This is a genomic window from Occallatibacter sp. FHG110214_02, assembly GCF_059115385.1.
The window spans coordinates 84,076-99,309 of record NZ_JBZYWK010000012.1 but is presented as its reverse complement, the minus strand read 5'-3'; the positions used below and the strand labels follow the sequence as shown (position 1 = coordinate 99,309).

General features: G+C 53.7%; 13 protein-coding genes. 6 read left to right on the top strand and 7 right to left on the bottom strand.

What is annotated here, in order from left to right:
- The first annotated feature begins 165 nt into the window (after positions 1-165).
- On the top strand, positions 166-1,986 hold the full coding sequence (locus AC5S3R_RS12590) for a glycoside hydrolase family 35 protein (RefSeq protein ID WP_494267391.1): 1,821 nt from the start codon (positions 166-168) through the stop codon (positions 1,984-1,986).
- A gap of 179 nt (positions 1,987-2,165) precedes the next feature.
- Here the strand turns inward: AC5S3R_RS12590 and AC5S3R_RS12585 are convergent, their stop codons facing one another.
- Both AC5S3R_RS12585 and AC5S3R_RS12580 read right to left on the bottom strand, forming a co-directional pair.
- Positions 2,166-2,810 carry a response regulator transcription factor gene (locus AC5S3R_RS12585; RefSeq protein ID WP_494267390.1) on the bottom strand — a complete coding sequence of 215 codons (645 nt, stop codon included), beginning with the start codon at positions 2,808-2,810 and terminating at the stop codon, positions 2,166-2,168.
- 4 nt (positions 2,811-2,814) lie between these two features.
- On the bottom strand, positions 2,815-4,971 hold the full coding sequence (locus AC5S3R_RS12580) for a sensor histidine kinase (RefSeq protein WP_494267389.1): 2,157 nt from the start codon (positions 4,969-4,971) through the stop codon (positions 2,815-2,817).
- A 739-nt stretch (positions 4,972-5,710) separates the two neighbouring features.
- Between AC5S3R_RS12580 and AC5S3R_RS12575 the strand changes: the two genes are divergently transcribed.
- The 5 genes from AC5S3R_RS12575 (at position 5,711) to AC5S3R_RS12555 (ending at position 12,205) form a co-directional block, all read left to right on the top strand.
- The gene (locus AC5S3R_RS12575) at positions 5,711-7,186 is read left to right on the top strand and encodes an alpha-L-fucosidase (protein ID WP_494267388.1); all 1,476 of its coding nucleotides are present in this window, start codon (positions 5,711-5,713) and stop codon (positions 7,184-7,186) included.
- Between the two features lie 540 nt (positions 7,187-7,726).
- Positions 7,727-9,994: a TonB-dependent receptor gene (locus tag AC5S3R_RS12570; protein WP_494267387.1), complete on the top strand. Its 2,268-nt coding sequence runs from the start codon at positions 7,727-7,729 to the stop codon at positions 9,992-9,994.
- Positions 9,995-10,011: 17 nt separating this feature from the next.
- Positions 10,012-10,257: a hypothetical protein gene (locus tag AC5S3R_RS12565; protein ID WP_494267386.1), complete on the top strand. Its 246-nt coding sequence runs from the start codon at positions 10,012-10,014 to the stop codon at positions 10,255-10,257.
- A gap of 14 nt (positions 10,258-10,271) precedes the next feature.
- Positions 10,272-11,234 (top strand): sirohydrochlorin chelatase, encoded by a 963-nt coding sequence (locus AC5S3R_RS12560; RefSeq protein ID WP_494267385.1) that lies wholly within the window; start codon positions 10,272-10,274, stop codon positions 11,232-11,234.
- Complete coding sequence (locus tag AC5S3R_RS12555; protein ID WP_494267384.1) at positions 11,234-12,205, top strand: FTR1 family protein; 972 nt, start codon at positions 11,234-11,236, stop codon at positions 12,203-12,205. The genes AC5S3R_RS12560 and AC5S3R_RS12555 overlap by 1 nt, the downstream gene beginning before the upstream one ends.
- A gap of 72 nt (positions 12,206-12,277) precedes the next feature.
- On the opposite strand, the gene AC5S3R_RS12550 is transcribed toward AC5S3R_RS12555, so the two are convergent.
- The 5 genes from AC5S3R_RS12550 to AC5S3R_RS12530 form a co-directional block, all read right to left on the bottom strand.
- On the bottom strand, positions 12,278-12,487 hold the full coding sequence (locus tag AC5S3R_RS12550) for a hypothetical protein (RefSeq protein WP_494267383.1): 210 nt from the start codon (positions 12,485-12,487) through the stop codon (positions 12,278-12,280).
- A gap of 206 nt (positions 12,488-12,693) precedes the next feature.
- Complete coding sequence (locus AC5S3R_RS12545) at positions 12,694-13,455, bottom strand: siderophore-interacting protein (RefSeq protein ID WP_494267382.1); 762 nt, start codon at positions 13,453-13,455, stop codon at positions 12,694-12,696.
- A gap of 53 nt (positions 13,456-13,508) precedes the next feature.
- Positions 13,509-14,501: a ChuX/HutX family heme-like substrate-binding protein gene (locus tag AC5S3R_RS12540; protein WP_494267381.1), complete on the bottom strand. Its 993-nt coding sequence runs from the start codon at positions 14,499-14,501 to the stop codon at positions 13,509-13,511.
- A 15-nt stretch (positions 14,502-14,516) separates the two neighbouring features.
- The gene (locus tag AC5S3R_RS12535; protein ID WP_494267380.1) at positions 14,517-14,756 is read right to left on the bottom strand and encodes a hypothetical protein; all 240 of its coding nucleotides are present in this window, start codon (positions 14,754-14,756) and stop codon (positions 14,517-14,519) included.
- Positions 14,757-14,771: 15 nt separating this feature from the next.
- Entirely contained in the window at positions 14,772-15,170 is a 399-nt protein-coding gene (locus tag AC5S3R_RS12530; RefSeq protein ID WP_494267379.1) for a S4 domain-containing protein, read from the bottom strand.
- Positions 15,171-15,234 lie beyond the last annotated feature (64 nt).

The following is a 15,234-nucleotide window of genomic DNA, read 5'->3' as shown; positions in this document are numbered from 1 at the left end:
GCCACTCCATATAACGCGCTTCTCAATCTTGAATGCGCTCTGTCTACCTTCGGCTAGGCTCTGAGACGTTTCCTTTCTTGATCCACGTGCTACCGGCGTACGGGTGAACCACATACTTTTCCAATTGCGCCGTTTGAGGTGCTGACGCGGGAGGCGTCACAAGCAGTGAAGCAATTTTCTTCGACTTTTCTGGCTTTTCTTATTCTCTTTGCAGGGGCTGCGACGTTATGTGCTCAGACGCAGGACCACATTCTTCGTGCGGTGGGCGATCACTTTGAGTTGGATGGCAAACGCTTCCAGATTATCTCCGGCGCAATTCACTATGCACGCGTGCCGCGCGCTTACTGGCATGATCGCCTGAAGAAGGCGAAGGCGATGGGGCTCAATACGATTGATACGTACGTCTTCTGGAACGAGCATGAGGCCGAGCCCGGCAAGTACGACTTTAGCGGGCAGAACGATGTGGCGGAGTTTATCCGCGAGGCGCAGCAGGAAGGGCTGTATGTCATTCTGCGTCCCGGACCTTATGTTTGCGCGGAGTGGGAGTTTGGCGGTTACCCGGCGTGGTTGTTGAAGGATCCTGACATCAAGGTGCGCACATCCGATCCAGCCTTTTTGGAGCCTGCGACGCGCTGGCTGCACAGGCTGGGGCAGGAACTGGCTCCGCTGCAGAGCGGCAACGGCGGCCCGATCATCGCAACGCAGGTGGAGAACGAGTATGGTTCGTTTGGCAAAGACCATGACTACATGGAGAAGATTCACCATGTGCTGATCGATGCGGGATTTACGAAGTCGATGCTGTACACGGCTGATGGCGCGGATAAGCTGCAGGATGGTGCATTGCCGGAGCTGCCGGCGGTGATTAACTTTGCCACAGGCACTGCGAAGGGTGAGTTTGCGAAGCTCGAAAAGCTGCGCCCCTCGGGGCCGCGTATGTGCGGCGAATACTGGGCCGGATGGTTTGATCACTGGGGTGAGCATCATCATACGATGAGCGCAAAGGAAGAGGCGGATGAGCTGAAGTGGATGCTGGAGAGAGGCTACTCGGTGAACATTTATCTGCTTCACGGCGGCACCAACTTTGGCTGGATGAACGGCGCGAACACAGATGGCAAAAGGTATCAACCGGATGTTACGAGCTACGACTATGACGCGCCTGTGAGTGAAAACGGCGCGCTGACGCCGAAGTATTTTCTCTTTCGCGACGTGATTGCGAAGGCTACCGGGATGCAGCCGCCGGCCCCGCCCGCGCCGATTGCAGCTCAAGCGTATGCTCCGGTTGCGTTGACGAGGTCGGTTGCTTTGAGTGACGCGCTGCCGAAGGCTATCAAGTCTGACAGTGTGCAGCCGATGGAGACCTTCGGGCAGAGTTATGGTTACATTCTTTACCGGACGAGCGTGGACGCGACGCAGTCGGGCAAGTTAAAGCTCGACGAGTTGCACAGCTATGCGCAGGTGTACCTGGATGGCAAGCTCATCGGAACGCTGGACCGGCGGTTGCTGCAGGATTCACTGCAGCTGACGGTGCCGCATGACGGCGCTCGGCTGGAGATTCTTGTTGAAAACACGGGACGCGTAAACTACGGGCCGCAGTTTACGAAGGAATGGGCGGGCATTACGCATGGTGTTACGCTGGCAGGCAAACCACTGGCACAATGGTTTATTTATTCCCTGCCGATGAAGCGCACGGATAAGCTGCACTTTGTGGCCAAGCCGTGCGAAGGTGTGTGTTTCTACGAGGCAACGCTGGATGTGGATCAGCCTGCGGACACGTTTCTCGATACGCGTGCATTGGGCAAAGGAATGGTGTGGGTGAACGGCGTACCGCTGGGCCGCTTCTGGAAGATCGGTCCACAGGGGGCACTGTATCTGCCTGCGCCGTTCCTAAAGAAGGGGCGCAACCGGATTGTTATCTTCGATCTCGATGGGCAGCCGGGCAGGACACTCAGCTTTTCCGATAAGCCGATTCTTGATTGGCGGCCCTGACGGCTGCGAGTTTTGAATGCGGAAACGGGCGTGGGGATTTTCGATATCGACGCGTTCGTTTCCCTCTGCGAGGAAAGTTGGGATGGGAGACATGGCCTTCGCTCTGCTGATAGTGTCGCAGGGCGGGGGCTTGCTTGCGCTTGCCCTGACAATCAGGGAGCGGAAGAATAGTTGCGCTATTAACGGTCAAGGCGTTGGAGAAGGCCGCTTCGAAATGCGGATGCTACCGCTCCAGTTCGATCCGGAGCCTGCAATTTCTCCATGATGTTAATGACATAATGCCGAACTGTGTAGTCGCTCAAATGAAGAGCAGCAGCGATTTGCTTATTGGTATAACCCTCTGCCAGGAGCTCTAAAGTTTGTAGCTCGCGAGGCGTTAGATCTGACCTTGTCATCCGTTCTACAAGCCTTGAGGAGATATCAACAGGAATGTAGCGCCTGCCGGCATGAACGGCAGTAATAGCTGCTACCAACTCATCCTCCGATGTGTCCTTGCGCAGATATCCCCAAGCTCCGGCCTTAATAGCCCGGTAGATCAGTTCGTCCTCCGCGTAGCTCGTCAACACGACGACTTTAGGGGAATTAGGGATATTCTGCAGTTCCTGCAAAACGGATATACCATCGATTCCGGGCATACGAAGATCTAAGAGAACTAGATCCGGATGCTCCCGGCTTATGATTTTCAAGGCCTCGGAACCGCTCCCAGCGCTTCCTATCACCGAGATGTTCTCATGCATTCCTAACATATTCGACAACCCAGAACACATGACTGGATGATCGTCGACAATCAAAACACGGACTGGATTCATGTTCGTTGATTTCATCGCGTCAGCGTCCTCCGGCTGATTTCAAAAACACTTCTTTGGCGTTAAGGAGAAAAAAGAAGTTCTTCCGGCTCTGGATCGGGGCAGTGACAGCGACGGTGGTTCCAGTGCCGGGCACACTTACAAGATCGAATTGTGCATTGATCTCAGAAGCCCTCTTGCGCATTCCGCGAATACCAAACCCTAATAAATCTCCGCGCATTACAAAGCCCTTCCCGTTGTCCATAATTTTAAGTCGAACCAGGTGTTCTTCATATTCGACACTGATAGCAAGCTGTGTTGGATTTGCGTGTCGAATAGCGTTCGCGATGGCTTCCTGGCCGATACGAAACAGCTCTTCGTTCGCGTGGCGCGGGATTGTGCGGATTGAGCCTGCTGAGTTCGCTTCAATTTCAATCTCACCACCCTTGACGAGCGCTTGTGCATTTTCGTGCAGAGAGGCCAATAAGTCAGCGCCAACAGATTCTTGAGAGATGGCCGGTGCCAGGCTCTTCCTTGCCTCTCTATGGCTGAACTGCACCAACTCTCTCGCTGTATCAACATGGTGCAGTAGACCGGGATCACCGGCTGTAATTGCACGGCGAATTACCTGAAGTTGAAATCCGACCCCGGCAAAACTTTGCGCCAAAGTATCATGCACGTCGCGCGCCAGCCTCTCACGCTCTCGTAAGGTCAACTTTGTTTTCCAATGCCTGAGTTGAATGTAGATAAGGAGAATAAGGAAGACAGCTAAGAGCACTCCAAGAACGATGGTGAGAGAGAGGAGACGAGCAGGGGTCCACCAGGTCGCAGGAGAAACGAGAGTGACGTCGTCCAGCGAACGAAGCAACAAGACCGAGTGGACTTTAGTATCCAGATAATTGAGATACCCCATGCCTTCATCGACTGTCAGCATGTTAATGCCTGTCAGCTTCAGTTCACTTCCAGGCTGCAGCCATGCGGGTATTACGATGTTGGCTGCCAACTCGGCAGAAGTCAAGGTATGACCGGATTCGAGCAAGAATAATGTTCGCGCAGGCTCCTTGATGACACGTACCAATCGAAGACGCATCGAAACCAGGCATGATCGATAGTTGCTTTTAAGAGCCATTTGTAGATTCACTGGCATCGGTGCGGGCGGGAGCCCATTTGCAAGGCGTCGTACCACAGCATCGCGCAAGACCGGACCGGGTGCATCGGGTTCGAGGAATCCCACGGCTTCAATATGGTCGCCAATTTGCAGCGGTTGGGAATTTGCAGGATACGCAACTATTGCGCGGGAACGGTCTTGCAGGATGAAGCGCTGACCTCGCTCATAGTAGGTCACGGTTCCCTGTATCCGAACGCGCTGAAAAAAATCAGTGCCTGATCTGTACTGCAAGAGTGAGCCAATGGGGACCATTCGCGTATTGAAGAGGTCGCCCGGTCCCGCTTGCAGGACTGTCAGACTCTCGATTCCTGGAGCGATTAACACGACGCCCGTTGCCTGCCTGTCATCGTTCTTGCGGGCGAGTGCAGTGGCGCTGATCCGAACCTTTGCACCAATTAATCTAACGGCAGCCTTGTAAGATTGCGTTGGCAGCGCGACATCGACGCGTCCCCCTGGCATGTCAACCATAAGCAGTGTGCCGTCAATTGGAACGGTGGTCAGGGCATCATCTCTCTGCGTAACTGCGCGAATGACGCCTTCGACCGCTACGTATTGCGCATCTTCCCGCCCGTCACTCAACTGCATAAAGGACACATCCTTCGGATGTGGAAGGCTTGCATGTCCGTTGAGCCGAATGGCCGGCGCCTCCATCTGCGGGCTATATGAGCCCGGGCCTACGGGGCCGCGCAGTGTGACTACGTCGCCGACAGAAAGATGATTGTGATGGTCTTCCACCCATATCCCGGCAGTATCATCTTGCAGAACGAATCCCACCGGGCTTGAAAGTGTAACTATGCCTCTAAGTTCGGCGAAACCACCCTTGGCTGCTTCGTCATAGGAAAGCGAAAGGATAGACTCCGCTGTTCGATACTCGATTGTTGGTGCACTGTGCGCTTCGGTCTTTCCAAAGAGCAGACCACAAGTGATAAGAGTGAAAGCGTGCCATATCAAGAGAAAGCGTACAAGGGCTCTTTTTCTATCCCCGATGTCGAGGCGAGTGTGCGCCATTCCCTCTATTTCTTCAACTGGCATTTCTCTCCATCCGCGGCATAGCGGTCTTCGATCCTAGTCTTACTCAACGGAACACGCCAAACACAACCTTTGAACAAGGGCCTTATGTTCAGCTCATGACTTTCGAATAGTCTACGATTTTCTATCTGAAATTGGGTGGGTTCTTTCAATACACTCCGATGTATTGGAGTTTCACTCCCAATCTCCGATTCAGCCAGATGGCAATGTGTCTCTCCACCACAAACGTTTGACCGGCAATGCGGGGTTTGATTGACCTATCCAATCTCGAACGCCCGTAATGCGATGAGCGGTTGCAACACGCGTCGGCGGTGAGCTGGAGTGAGTGGCTGCTCGGCCATATGGCACATATGCACCATCTTCAACTGACTCATAAAGCGCATATATAAGCGGAAAAATTGCACCTGATCTTTGTGCTCGAATGTCGGATTGCCTATGTGATCCCTATGGAAATACGGTCAGATATACACGGGCCGAGATGTCTTTATATGTCTCAATGGGCAGCAAAAAAGGGGAATAACCAGGCGCGGGAGGAGTAGTGGCCTCACATTCACGATGGGCAACGGTTTTGAGGTGCGCAATGTCTCCTGCGCCTCCACTTCCCGGAACGCAAGCGGCCTTCTAACATGTCATGGCAGAGGATCCGTGCGTTCCGGGAGTCTTTATCAAGGGGCTTAAGAAACAAAGTGACTGGAAATAGCATTATGCGCAGCCGAATTCGTGGCGCGCTGAAGGGTTAAAGATGATTTCTCTTTCACGCCGGGATTTTCTTGGTGCTGCGGCGGGCACATGCTTTGTGGGATTGGATACAACGCCGGCGCCTGCTGTGTATGGAGCAACGCCTTCAAGCACGCAACTTGCATGGCACCAGATGGAGACTTATGCGTTTCTGCATTTCACGGTAAACACGTTTACAGATAAAGAGTGGGGGGATGGCGATGAGGATCCCAATATTTTTAATCCTACGGAATTTGACGCAGATGCAATCGTACGCGACCTGAAGGCTGGCGGAATGAAGGGCGTCATCCTTACCTGCAAGCATCATGACGGGTTTTGTCTCTGGCCAACAAAGACGACGGAGCATTGCATTCGGAACAGCAAATGGCGCGATGGCAAGGGCGATGTGGTCCGGGATATCTCAGATGCTGCGCGGCGCGAGGGACTGAAGTTTGGCATATACGTTTCGCCGTGGGACCGTTCGACTGGCAAGTATGGGACACCCGAGTATCCGCCGATGCACCATGAGCAGGTGCGCGAGTTGCTCACAAACTACGGGACAATTTTTGAGGTATGGTTCGACGGCGCCAATGGCGGCGATGGCTACTACGGCGGCGCAAAGGAGAAGCGTTCCATTCCTGATGGCTATTACGAATGGGACAAGACGCTTGCAATTGTTCACCAATTGCAGCCTGGCGCAGTAGTCTTCGGTGCGGCGGGAAATGTTCGCTGGGTGGGGAATGAAGGTGGCGTTGCTGGCGATCCGTGCTGGGCGACGTTCGATGCTGAGAAGAATTTGATCCAGGATAAGGCGGATTCTGAAGGTGGCGGAATGCGCCTGCTGCAGCACGGCGTGCGCGGTGGCTCGATATGGAAGCCGGCAGAGTGTGATGTTTCGATCCGGCCGGGGTGGTTCTGGCATGAGAGCGAAAACTCGAAGGTGAAGAGCCCGGATGCATTGCTGGATCTTTACTTCAAGTCAGTTGGTCGAGGCGCAAGCTTTCTCTTGAATGTTCCGCCGAATCGTAAAGGACGTATTGAGTCGGAGGACGCAGCGTCTCTTCGCGAGTTTCACGAGAAGCTGGAGAAACTTTTCGCGCAGAATCTTGCTGCTGGAGCACGGTTTGAGCCCTCGAATGTGCGCGGAAAGAGTCACTCGTTCAGTGCAATGCACCTTGTGGACGGGAATGCAGCGACCTATTGGGCTACTGATGATGGCATAACGACACCGGAGCTGGTAATCAATCTTGGTGCTGTGCAGCAGGTTGGCGTGATTCGGCTGCGCGAGGCCATTCAACTGGGGCAGCGCATAGGGGCATTTGCAGTGGATGCGCGGCAGGATGGTAGTTGGAAAGAGATTGCAAACGGCACCAGTATCGGCGCGTGCAGACTCATCCGTTTGCCGCAACCCGTTGCAGTGCGAGAAATGCGGCTACGTATTACAGATTCGCCGGTTTCGATTGCGCTCGCTGAGCTTAGTCTGTTTGGCACGATTGCTTAGGCTGTTCACGGCTGATATCTGCCATATATTCATCGACCTTCCGACGAGATTTTCGCACTCTGGAGCAAACAGGTAACGGTAAACGCGCTTTTGGGAAGTTAGCCAGTACGCTGCGCGGTTTTATTCCCTGAGAGCCTTGCCCTGATTGCGTCAACCGAATATATGCGGTGACGGATTTGCAGCTAGTCGCCGATGCAGCAATATCGGCCCCCCGGGATGGATTGCCCTGCCAACAGAATCATATGCAATGGTGGTTGTAGGGGATCAGCGCTGTGGGGGATTTTGTGGGGACTCTCGTGGCCTTCTATCTGTTCTAAAAGAAAGGCGCAAGGCAAACATTGACACCGAAATTCCAGAATTTTACTTGCCTGATCTGGCGAGCGGGATTAGTGTTATAAATAACACGGACTAAATTAGTCCTATATGCGAAGGCATTGCAGCGGAGTCTTTTGGCGAAGCGCTGTTGCAGTGTGGAGATCGATTACCGGACGGCGCTCGCTTCAAGCCTTGCGTCGTCGCACCTGCTTAAGAGGCGAGGCTATGCGAATAACCGTTGTGGCACTTGTGTTTCTTATTTCCAGTCTGCTCAACGCTCAAACCGGGAGTGTTGCAGGCCGTGTTCTTGACCCTGGTGGCAATGCTGTATCCCATGCGGCAATCACTCTGCGCAATACTCTTAGCGGAGTTGCGCAAACAACAGAGAGCGGAGCAGGTGGTGAATATGCTTTCGCGAAAATTGAATCGGGCGAATATGTGCTGACAGCTTCGGCGCCTGGTTTTGCCGGACAGACACGCGCGGTTACAGTTTCGACCGGCCATCCTGTCAGTAATCTTGCCGTTTCTCTTGCGGTTGCTTCTGTGCAACAGACTGCTACTGTCGTTTCTGGTTCGCGTGTTGAAGAACTGCAGCAGGATTCTCCGCAGCCTGTTGATGTTGCGACAAAACAGCGCATCGAACGCACGGGATTTGAGAGCGTAGCCGATGTGCTGAGTGAGATACCGGGCGTGGTCACGCGCAACAATGCTTCTTACTCCGGCTCGTCGCAGGAGATGATTGACGGCGTTGCTTCACAGGATGTGCTGGTATTGCAGGATGGCCTGCCCATTGTGGGAGCGCGCGGCATCAACAGCGGCATCATTGACCTGGATCAGCAGGATATTGGACGGCTTGACCGTGTAGAGGTGGTGCGCGGGGCTGCGTCTTCGCTCTATGGAACTGACGCGATTGGCGGAGTCATCAACATGATTACGCATGAGCCGACGCATCCGTTTGAAGGCGCTCTTCGCATTTCTGGGGGCAACCTTGGCGTGGTGGATGGCGACCTTGACCTTGGCAGTAAATGGAAGAATCTGACTGCATTTACTGATCTGGAACTGCATCGCATCGATTCATACTCGCTGGTTCCCGGCGATGAAAGCACCATCGGCGCAAACAATCAGCGTTATGACGGGTTTATAAAGCTGCGCTATGCTTTCAATCCGCGTGCTTCTATCGCATATACGGGAGATGCTTACCATAACGAGTCGAATGGAAAGAGCGCCGATTATACGGGAACTGCTGCATCCGGTTATGACTATGCGGCCAGCACCGACAGCACGCAAACCCATGCGCTGGTGGGCGATTTTCTTCCAACTTCAACTACTGCGATACAGGCGCGCTTGTATGAGTCGCGTTATGACTCGAACTCTTATTCCAATCCTATCAATGCAGATAATAGCCGCGGGGCAGAGTTTGATTATGGCAATCTCTACGAGCGCTATCACCGTGCTGACGCTACTGTTTCACAACAGATTGGCTCATGGCAGTTTCTGCAGGGCGGTGATGAGTGGGTTCAGGACTCTTATCGAGGGCTGAACCGTATTGTCGGCGATGATAATGGGCAGCAAATCACGACGGATGATGCGTGGCTGCAGGACCGCGTGCAATGGAAGAAGCTCATCGTCAACCTGGGCGGGCGTTTTAATCATCATTCGCTGTATGGCAGCCATGTTGTTCCCAAGGTGGGGCTTGTATATCGCATCAACGACCACTGGACCGTGCGCAGCGCGTTCGGCAAGGGCTTTCGCTCACCGACCATTGGAGAGCTTTACTACTTGTTGCTTCATCCTGAATATGGGTACCAGGTTATCGGCAACCCGAATCTTGAGCCTGAACGCAGCGAAAGTTGGTCTGTTGGCGGAGACTACCAGGCGAATCGATATAGCTTTGGTGCTACGCTCTATCGGAATAATCTGAACCACTTGATTAATTACATCTTCGCGGGCGTTCCGATGGATGAGGAGCAGTTAGAGGCTCTGCTTGCGCAGTATGGCGTTCCGCAATCCTTTGGCGCAGAGCCCGGACTGATGACCTTTGTTTATACGAATGTCGATCAGGCTTATACGCAGGGCATCAATCTCAAGGGAAGCATGCTGCTGAACCGGAATCTGCGTGTCGATGGTTTCTACGCTTATCTCGACCCTTACGATGTTACCGACAAGCAGACGCTCACTGAGCGAAGCCGCAACTCCGGCTATTTTCGCACGGAATATTTCTCGAAACGTTTGGGACTTGTCGCGAATATCCGCGGCAACTTCTTTGGCCGCTACTTGATTACTCCAACTCCTGCCGAGCATGAAGAAGCATACGCAATCTGGAACGTGTACGGCGCTAAAGACATTCATCGTGGCTTGCAGGCTTATGGCGCAATTGAAAACCTCGGCAACAGCCGGGATAGCTTGCTTTCCAGCAGCACACCTACCTATGACCGTACCGATTACGGAAGAACTTTTCGCGTTGGTCTGCGGTATACCTTTCCACACGAATAACCGACTACGAGGGAGTTATGTGCAGCATCAATAAGGTTCTTGCTGAATGTCCGGGGCTTGGGCGGATACGCCTGTGCGAATGCAACGCGGTTCATGTGACCATTGGCCCCGTCACCATCAATCTCGAACCGGCAGCATTTCAGCAACTGGCTGTGCTGGTAAGCACGGCTTCCAGGCAGCTTTCCAGAATGAATGAATCGCAGGAGAGCACCGAGCATGGAATTTCACTGCACAAAAACTCCCCCAGCCAATTTGTGAATTAAGAAGGAAGACACCTATGAAGCGAATCACATTTGCTCTATTTATGCTTTGCCTCTCTTGCGCTGCTGCCTTTGGGCAGGGCGCGGCGCCAGCAAAAGCACCACGGCCGGGGGTGCTCCTGCTGACGCATGGGGGTTCTCTCGAATGGAATGAAGAGGTGCGTCATGTTGCCGACAAAGCAGACCTCCAGGTTCCCACGGAGGTTGCCTTCGGCATGGCAACACGTTCAACCACGCAGGCGGCGATTGACCGCCTCATTGCGCGGCACGTCACGGAAATCGTTGCTGTTCCTCTCTTCGTCAGTTCGCACAGTTCTGTGATTGAAAGCCAGGCATATTTGCTTGGCCTGCGATCGCAGATGCCGGAAGACCTGAAGGAATTTGCTGCGATGGACCATGGCATGAGTCACTGCGGCGCAATGGACCACAGTGCAGTGCATGACCCTGCTGCACAGTCAGATGCCATGAAGCCTGTTACATCTTCCGTACCCATTCACATGGCTCCAGCTCTGGATGCTCATCCTGTAGTTGCTGCCATTCTTACCGACCGCGCTGCTTCTGTCAGTCACGACTCCTCGCATGAAGTTGTAATCCTGGTAGCGCACGGGCCTGTGCCGGACGATGACAACAAACTCTGGCTCAAGGATATGGGAGTTCTTGCAGAGCAGATAAGGCAGACGACACATTATGCTGCGATTGATTGCCTTACCCTGCGCGACGATGCAGATGACCCGGTGCGGAACGCGGCAACGGCACAGCTTCGGCAAAAGGTCGAGCAAGTAACAAAGAGCGGGAATAGCGCGTTGATTGTGCCGCTGTTACTTTCCTATGGAGGCATTGAGGATGGTTTGCGCAAGCGGCTTGATGGGCTGACTTACCGTATGCCATCGCAGGCCCTGCTTCCTGATGAGCGGATTGTGGACTGGGTTGTGTCAACGGCACAGAAGAATGCCGCCGGGGCTTTGCACCAGGAGCTTTGATGACCCAACTTCTTTTTGGTGAAGCAAATCATTCCGGGTGGCGGCGATGGGTTTCCATACGCTCTCTTTTGCTGCTGTGCGCGGTGGCAGGAGGAAGCATTTTCGCATGGCGCGTTGCTGCTGCGTTGGGAGTTCCCGATCCTGTTGCCGCTAACAAGCGAGCTGGGGCGGCTATCTTCGACATCGGTGTCCTTGTTCTTCGTGAGGGACTGGAATGCGTTCTTGTGCTGGCGGCAATTACTGCCAGCATGACCGGTAAGCAGAGCGCGCAGAAACGTCCGGTTGCCGGAGGTGCGGCGATTGGTGCGGTGGCTACTGTCATCACATGGTTTCTAGCGGTGCGGATTCTTGATGACCTGAGTAGCAGCGTCTCCGCGCTGAACCTTCAGGCTGCGACTGGCCTGCTTGCTATCGTGGTGCTGTTGATTGTCATGAACTGGTTCTTTCACAAGGTGTACTGGACCGGATGGATTTCTCTGCACAACCGTAAGAAGCGAGAGTTAACTAGCGATGCGGGTGCTGCGAAAAAGCTTCTCTGGGGGCTTGGCCTGCTTGGATTTTCTTCCTTCTATCGCGAGGGCTTTGAGGTTGTGCTCTTTCTTCAGAGTTATCGGCTGAAGCTGGGAAGTGCGATTGTGCTGGAAGGTGTTTTGATTGGAGTCGTGTTGTCAGGCATTGTGGCTGTGCTGACGTTTATTGCGCATCGTAAGCTTCCATATCGCAGGATGCTGGTGTTTACGGGAGTTATGCTTGGTGCTGTCTTGCTAGTGATGGTAGGTGAGCAGGTGCAAGAGATGCAGCTTGCACACTGGATGCCATCGCACGATGTTTCATGGCTTGTGCCGCGGATTCCCGCATGGATGGGGCTATGGTTTTCCCTGTATCCCAACATCGAATCGCTTGTTGGGCAAGCGATTGCATGTATGCTGGTCGCCGGTTCTTACTTTGTTGCAGAGAAACAACACGCGTGAGAGTGCCTGGCAATGCTACAAAGAAAAAGGGCCGCAGTTGCGGCCCTTTTTCTGTTTTGCTGAAGAGCGGTGTTACGCTGCAATCGCTGGAGCGAACCCGTCGCAGCCGCTGATGGGCGTAACCTTCAAACGCAGGTTGGCGAGCTTGGGGTGGCCGCAGGTTTCGATGAAGCCTTCGGGAGCCTCATGGGAAGTACGAATCGTGACAAGCTTCTCACTCTGCTTGTCGCTTTCGCCGAAGTGGGTACAGAGTCCGCACTGTCCATTCTGAATCGCTGACATATCTCTTATCCTCCTGATGTTGTCGATCCCGACGCTTTTCATTCTGCGCGAATCTGAGCTCAAGAGCAAGAGAAATTTTCTCGTAAATTATTGAAAAGAGACACATTTAGTCGCACTTTGCGCGGACTGATTTAGTCCTCGTTTTGATTAAGTTGTTTGAAATGCGAAAGAAAGATTGCGACGGTTTCTGTCCTGATTCAACAGCATCACTCGATGCGCTCATGTGCATCCGCCTCACCCTGGGACCAGTAACCGGCGGCTTTGATCCACTGCTTAGGATGATGCAGAGTATTTACGGCATAGTGGTGAAGTTCCCGTGCAATGGAAACCTCGCCGGCGATCCAGATGAAACCATCTCCCGGCGGAGCCTGAAATTTCTCCACGGCAGTTCGCAGCGCGAGCGCATCCAGTCCAACACGTCCGCTTGAGTTGAGCCATTTAATGTTGCAATCTGCAGCGCTGTGGAACTCTTGCTGTTCACGGTGGTCTGCGACAAGAACAAATACGCTTACAGGAACACCTGGACGAAGAGATTCGATGCGGCGGCCAATGGATGGCAATGCTGTTGCATCGCCGACGAGCAGATACCAGTCAAAGTCATCCGGCACGATGATTGATCCGCGTGGACCACCGATTTCCAGTATGTCTCCGATCTCTGCTCTACGTGCCCACTCGACTGCCGGCCCCTTCGGATGCAGAGCAAATTCCAATATCAGTGTTCCCGCTTCCACATCCCATGCACGCGGCGTGAAGTCGCGCATCACGGGAGCATCGCCGTTCTTGCCGGGAAGAAAGATTTTGATGTGGTCATCTGCGGAGGGGCTGTCAAAGCCCTCCAATTCTTCGGAAACAAATACGATTCGCAGCATGCGCGGTGTGATGAATTGCTTGGAAGCCACGGTCAGCTTACGCCGCACTACATCTTTGCGGACACGCGTGATTTCATGCCTGGCTATTATTTCTCTCATAATTTCCTCGGGTATCAATGTTGAGATTCCTCGTGCAATGTACAGGCGTCTGCTTAGAGATCGGGCAGGCCTTCCAGCAGGCGATTCCATCGCTCATCAGAGCGCAAGCTGCCGCACTCTTCTGTGCACAACGTGACAATGGGTTTGCCATTTGAGGCAAACGCAGTGAGAGACAGAGATTCGCCATCCTCTGTTGCAGATTGCGTAATCCATGTCTCCGCAATCTCCGCGTCACGAATGTAAAGCACCGTGTCTCCATCTATGACGCATGTCCATGAGGTATTGGAGTGAATGGCGCGAATTCTACCTCGATAGGTCTGAAGCGAGCCTTCATTGCCAATCGAAATTCGAGCCAGAGACTGCTCCTGATGACAGTTATGGAGTGCGCGCACAATCTCGTAGTTCTGGACTCTTCGTAGCAGCATAGTATTTTGTAGCGCTGTGAGCTTTGCGCCAATTGCAACCAGCGGCGATGACGGCTGCATAGAAGCATCTTCACTGAAAAGCTCTGTCGAGTTGTCCTCGCCATGCCAGCTATATTCTTCGGCAATGCGCTCCAACGCATCCGCCGAGCCGGAAGAGGAGAGAAAGACTCTGTGCATGGCGACGCCTCTTCTGTCGAAGAAATGGAGGCCGTATTCTGGCGCGGCGATATTCGCTGAGACAGAGGGAAACACTGCAAAGGCGCGTCCCCATTGAGTAAGGTCATGCCGCAGTTCCATCGTTTCATCGAACAGTGACACCATGGAGCCTGAAATTTCCGGAGAGGGATAGATACCGTATCGTTCAATAAAAGCACCTGTGCCCGCAGTAAGCAATCGCGCACGCCCGAGTGAAAAAAGATCCCAGAGAATCTCAGGCCATTCGGGTTTAAGACAGACAACGCGCTTGCTGGTTGCTACGGTCAGAAGATCCACTTCCGTTGGCGCCAGCCGCAACATATAGGAAGCAAGCCGGTCAGGAAGCGCAGTGCTGTGATACCCAGCGGGAAGCGCCCGTGCAGGGGCGCGCTTTCGGGAGGAGGTTCGCGGAAGATGTTCTGCCATGTTGTGGTCTCCCGTCTAGTGGATTGTCCGGCTCGCGTTTTGCTGTGCGTAACTCATGGCGCAGAGTTCACGCACGGCGATGAGGTTGGCTTCGAGCCCATTGATTGCCTGGTGGTGAAGCTCTAGCAGAACAACAAACTCTTCGAGTGAGAAAGAAAGCGTGATGCCGCCTGTGACGACATGAATGGCGCCGCATTGGCAGGCAAAGATTGCGCCCTGGGGAGAATGCGCAAGAAGAATGCGAGAGTCAGCCATGAATTCCTCCTTGAGTCAGAAAGTGATTCGATAGCTCATTGCATAAGGGCAATGAGTGTCAGTACGGCGTGGGAAAAGCTGCAAAGGCGAGTCGTCGAGGGTGGGAAACGAAAGCATCATCCCCCGGTCTGTTGTGTGCGGATTCAGATATTGCAAGTAGGAGGGAAGTGGCCTCTTGGGGAAATGCGTGATGGAGTTGGCATCGTACGGCTGCGGCGTGTAATGCACAACATCGCCGGGCCGCAGAGCCATGCCTGCGCTCTGCGGCAGGTAGCGGTTGAGAAGGATGTGTCCGCGTCGAACCAATGCGCGAGCCTGCGGAATGCTTTCCGCAAATCCCATGCGATAGACGACATTTTCCAGCCGGCGCTCCAGCAGGCACACCACGGCATGGAGCGGATGAGTTGGCTCCATCTCCAGTGCTTGCTGAATAAAATGTGCAAGCTCTTTTGCGCGCAAGGCATAGCAAGAGCGCAAA